This window comes from Halorhodospira neutriphila (assembly GCF_016584055.1).
GTDB lineage: Bacteria > Pseudomonadota > Gammaproteobacteria > Nitrococcales > Halorhodospiraceae > Halorhodospira > Halorhodospira neutriphila.
The window spans coordinates 1-2,186 of the sequence record NZ_NRSH01000206.1; the positions used below are offsets into that span (position 1 = coordinate 1).

Consider the following 2,186-nt stretch of genomic DNA (forward strand, 5'->3'; position numbering starts at 1 on the left):
GCTTCGACCCCCGCTACGCCGGGCTCGACGTCCACCAGCTGCCGAAGACCGAGTCCCTGGCCCTGACCCTCGAGCGGGTGCTGCCGTTCTGGGAGACGGAGATCGTCCCCGCCCTCAAGCACCGCGACTGCGTGCTCGTCGCCGCCCACGGCAATAGCCTCCGGGCGCTGGTCAAGCACCTCGACGACTTCGCCGACGACGAGATCATGCGCGTCGAGATCCCCACCGGCCGCCCCCTGATCTACGAGCTCGACGACCGCCTGCGGGTCGAGCGCAGCTACTACCTATAGACTATCGAGGGGCCCACCACGGAGATCGTCCTGGCAGGCTGCAGCGATGAGCGAAGAAACCGCCACGACGACGGAGACGGCGCCGACGCGCGTCGCCCTGGTCAGCGGCTCGAGCCGCGGCCTCGGCCTGGAGGTCGCCCGGCAGCTGGCGGAGGCCGGCCTGCGGGTAGTGGTCACCGGCCGCGACGGCCTCGCCGGCAAGGCGGCGGCGGACAAGCTCGCCAGCGACGGCCTCGAGGTCCTCTACCGGCCACTCGACATCGAGCGCGAGGACTCCGTCCACGCCGTCGCCGAGTTCCTCGAGGCCGAGCCCTCCCTGGGCCGGCTCGACGTGCTCGTCAACAGCGCCGGCCTCTGCCGGGGCCTCAACGCCGGCGAGGAGGCGGAGACGGCGCCGACGGTGCTCGACGCCCCCGAGGGGGCGCTGCGCGGCAGCCTCGACGCCGGCTGCCTCGGCGCCCTGCGCCTGACCCGGGCGCTGCTGCCGCTCATGCGCCGCGGCGGCTACGGCCGGATCGTCAACCTCTCCTCGCGCGCCGGACGCCTCGAGGGCATGGACGGCCGCTACCCCGCCTACAGCCTCTCCATGCTCGCCCTCAACGCCCTCACCCGGATGCTCGCCGCGCAGCTCGAGGGCGAGCCGATCCTCGTCAACGCCGTCGACCCCGGCTACAAGGTCGCGCCCCCGGAGGGCAGCCGGGAAGCCCCGGCCCCCCTGGCCGAGGCCGCCGCCGAGGTCGTCTGGGCGGCGAGCCTCCCCGACGACGGCCCCTCCGGCCGGCTGCTCCGCCAGCGCCAGGCGGTGGACACCTGAGCGGCGCGCGATGAGCGACGGCGAGGGCCACGAGCCGGCGGGGCGGCTGAGCCACCTCAAGGGCTCCGGCGAGGCGCATATCGTCGACGTCGGCGCCAAGCCGGCCACCGCCCGCAGCGCCACCGCCGAGGGGTGGATCGAGATGGCCCCGCCGGCGCTCCAGGCGCTGCGCGACGGCGAGCTCGAGAAGGGCGACGCCCTCGCCACGGCGCGGATCGCCGGGCTCATGGCCGCCAAGCGGACCGCGGAGCTGGTGCCGCTGTGCCATCCGGTCCCGCTCACCCACGCCGAGGTCGAGCTGCACGTCGAGACCGAGCAGCAGCGCGTCCGCTGCCGGGGGCACGCCGAGACCGTCGAGCGCACCGGCGTCGAGATGGAGGCGCTGACCGCCGTGCAGGTCGCCCTGCTGACGGTCTACGACATGTGCAAGGCCCTCGACCGCGGCATGCGCATCGGCGGGGTCGAGCTCGTCGCCAAGAGCGGCGGGCGTTCCGGGACGTGGCAGCGCTGAGCCGGGATCACGCCCCCTCGGCGGCCTCGTTGATCTTGGCGGCGAGGATGAAGTCGTTCTCGTGGAGCCCGCCGATCTTGTGCGTGTGCACCTCCACCTCGGCATAGCCGTAGCCGAAGGTGATATCCGGGTGGTGGTCCTCGGCGTCAGCGATCTCGGCGACCCGGTTCACGAAGGCCGTGGCCCGGGCGAAGTCGCCGAGCCGGAAGCGGCGGCGGATGCGGCTGGCGTCCTCACTGAGCTGCCAGCCCGGCACCTGCTCGAGCATCTGCTCGGCCTGGTCGCGGTCCATGGGGGCGATCCCGCCCTGGCAGGGGACGCAGCTCTGGGCGCTCAAGGCCATGGCTGGCTACCTCCTCTCGACGAGGTCTTGGGGCGTATCTCTACCGCAGTATAGACCCGCATGCGGCGCATTGTCGCCCCACTGGCGTAGCAGGCGCGCTGGGGCCGGTGCCGGGGCGTGGGGGGCCGCCGGGGGCAGCGAGCGCGCCCCTTCGGGGTCCCCTGCGCTTCTCGCCCGAGCGGGGCCGCGCGCTAAACTCGCTTCGCTCGGACAACGCGCGCTCGCCGA

General features: G+C 73.7%; 4 protein-coding genes. 3 read left to right on the forward strand and 1 reads right to left on the reverse strand.

All coding sequences use genetic code 11. From position 1 onward, the window contains the following. From CKO13_RS11755 to moaC, 3 genes are all read left to right on the forward strand, one after another. Positions 1 to 290 (forward strand): 2,3-bisphosphoglycerate-dependent phosphoglycerate mutase (locus CKO13_RS11755; RefSeq protein WP_200261258.1); only part of this gene is annotated, 290 nt, incomplete at its 5' end. A 46-nt stretch (positions 291 to 336) separates the two neighbouring features. Then, on the forward strand, positions 337 to 1,104 hold the full coding sequence (locus CKO13_RS11760; RefSeq protein WP_200261261.1) for an SDR family NAD(P)-dependent oxidoreductase: 768 nt from the start codon (positions 337 to 339) through the stop codon (positions 1,102 to 1,104). A gap of 10 nt (positions 1,105 to 1,114) precedes the next feature. Continuing rightward, the gene (gene moaC / locus CKO13_RS11765; RefSeq protein WP_200261263.1) at positions 1,115 to 1,615 is read left to right on the forward strand and encodes a cyclic pyranopterin monophosphate synthase MoaC; all 501 of its coding nucleotides are present in this window, start codon (positions 1,115 to 1,117) and stop codon (positions 1,613 to 1,615) included. Positions 1,616 to 1,622: 7 nt separating this feature from the next. Here moaC and CKO13_RS11770 read toward each other — a convergent pair whose 3' ends face one another. Next, a complete protein-coding gene (locus CKO13_RS11770; RefSeq protein WP_200261265.1) occupies positions 1,623 to 1,958 on the reverse strand; it encodes a 4a-hydroxytetrahydrobiopterin dehydratase in 336 nt (111 codons plus the stop codon). Positions 1,959 to 2,186 lie beyond the last annotated feature (228 nt).